Consider the following 1,822-nt stretch of genomic DNA (forward strand, 5'->3'; position numbering starts at 1 on the left):
TTTGATTTTTTTGATGCAGTGTAATAATTTCGCTTTTTGGTCATTCTATTCCCCTCTTATATTAGAAGAATAGCTCTTAAAAATACCTTTTTTTCGTCTAAAAATCCGCGCCTATATCATCTTGTACATTCATTCCGCTTGTAATCATTAACATCACTTGCATCTCGCGTTCAGATAATATATCGAAGGGAGAATCTTTGACTTCTTGTAAGCTGTTAATCGCCATTTTTTGGGCTATTTCCGCGCTTAAATATTTTTCCCCTCGAGCCACTTTGCGAATAGCAGAAGCCATTTCTTCAGCTCCTGATTCTTTGGTCAAGTAGCCCATTGCGCCTAATTGTAAAACTCGGGTAGGAAGGGGATCGGAAGTCATTGCAGTTACTGCAATAACCTTAACGTTGGGAGTAGTTTTTTTTAAACGGCGTGTGACTTCCCAACCATCTATCCCAGGCATTTTCATATCTAAAAGTACTACGTCAGGAGAATGTGTTTTTACTAATAATAGAGCTTGCTCTCCACTTTCAGCATCTGCAACCACCTCTACATCTGCCATATCTTCAAGCAATCGTCGAATACCCATTCGAACCAATGCATGGTCATCAACAATTAATACTTTAATCAAATGATGCTCCTATCGCCCAGAGGCTGCTTTCGAGACTCGCTATGATGAAGGGATGTTAACAAGTCTCTCTGGTCATTACAAGACAGTTTCATGTTCAACATGCTCGTATATGAATATTCGGATTTCCCGGATCAACCGGAAAGAATGGCGGGAACTCACCTAACTCTCGAGTGCGTTTTAATAAGTTGTCAATGTCAGATAAAACAAAATCATATAAAGTTTGATACTTGTCGATAACAAAATAAATAGGTTGTAATCTATCGATACGATAAGGCGTACGAAAAGCCGCAATCGGCTCAAAAAATACCCGCATCGGAATGTCGCTTTCTACGCTATAAACGGTTTCACTAATGGATGATAAAATCCCTCCTCCATAGGCTCTTAATCCTTTTTGCGTATGAATTAAACCAAACTCTACAGTAAACCAAAACATGCGTTGTAACAGGGGCCAATCTGACTCAGGAAAAGTTAATACCTTACAGGCATAATCATAAACAAAATCCGCATAAATCGGATCCGTTAACATGGGACAATGACCAAACAATTCATGGAAGATGTCGGGTTCCTTAACATAATCCAACTCCTCCAGGGTCCGGATAAAGGTTGCCGCTGGAAAATGGCGCGACGCTAACAATTCAAAAAATTCCCGCGCTGATATTAAGGCTGCCACTGGAGCTATTTGCCATCCTGTTCTTGTCTTTAAACGCGCACTAAGCTCAGGAAGCTGGGGTATAGCATTCGCAGTAATTTTTAGCGCCTCTAAGCCGGATAAAAATTCATCACAGGCGCGTCCGGGTAACAGTTTTTGTTGTCGCTCAAATAAAATTGTCCATACCTTATTTTCTTCAACAGAGTAATTAACTAAACCCTGTTCATCAGGTATATGGGCCACATAATTGCTTTGAAATTCCATCCTCTCTCCTTCTGGGGGCAAGGTCCCAGAATGCTAAACCTCGTTACTTAACAAAAAAAATCGCTCTATTATCTTTAATAATAATTAGTTGTTAGTACCGAACAGCGTAGCAAATGTCAATAATTTCTTAATTTATAAGATCTAATTACTATAATTATTACTGATTTTCTCATGTTACGCACGGTCAATTTTAAGCTGCCATATTTTTAAGCTCCTGCCAAGCAATCTGGTTCGCTCTAAGAATCAATTTGTACTTAATAGCAAAGTGATTTAAATGAGTTTTTATC

1 protein-coding gene and 1 pseudogene are annotated in these 1,822 nt (G+C 39.0%); both read right to left on the bottom strand.

Features of this window, described 5'->3' with window-relative positions; genetic code table 11:
- Positions 1–118: 118 nt before the first annotated feature.
- Positions 119–622, bottom strand: a pseudogene (gene letA, locus ELY15_RS15530) (two-component system response regulator LetA); the annotation flags it as partial.
- Positions 623–716: 94 nt separating this feature from the next.
- Positions 717–1,535, bottom strand: a complete 819-nt coding sequence (gene phhA, locus ELY15_RS15535) for a phenylalanine 4-monooxygenase (protein ID WP_127101634.1) — start codon at positions 1,533–1,535, stop codon at positions 717–719.
- Between the last annotated feature and the right edge of the window lie 287 nt (positions 1,536–1,822).

The organism is Legionella sp. km772 (genome assembly GCF_003989735.1).
Classification (GTDB): domain Bacteria; phylum Pseudomonadota; class Gammaproteobacteria; order Legionellales; family Legionellaceae; genus Legionella.

What these genes read in the sequence shown, in the direction of transcription:
- phhA (WP_127101634.1), bottom strand. Translation starts at nt 1,535, where the DNA reads ATGGAATTTCAAAGCAATTATGTGGCCCATATACCTGATGAACAGGGT.